We start from the raw sequence: 245 nt of genomic DNA, 5'->3' as shown, positions 1-245 counted from the left end.
TTACTCCATTCAAAATCCAAAATCATTATTGATATGCTATACAAATTTTTATGTTTTATAAAATGTGACATAATCTCATGAAAAAGGAGGTCTCATGGCTTACTGGCTTTTTAAATCTGAACCCCATAAATGGTCATGGGACATGCAGAAGCAAAAAGGTATTGCCGGTGAACAATGGGATGGTGTACGCAACTATCAAGCACGTAATAATATGCGTGCAATGAAATGTGGTGATAAAGGCTTTT

1 protein-coding gene is annotated in these 245 nt (G+C 35.1%); it reads left to right on the top strand.

The features are described from left to right. Positions 1-94: 94 nt before the first annotated feature. A partial coding sequence (locus tag ACFIO5_RS13060) for an EVE domain-containing protein (RefSeq protein WP_375705641.1) occupies positions 95-245 on the top strand: 151 nt, incomplete at its 3' end.

Source organism: Bartonella sp. AA86SXKL (genome assembly GCF_042196885.1).
The sequence above is the reverse complement of the archived record's forward strand: the minus strand, read 5'-3'. Positions and strand labels throughout refer to the sequence as shown.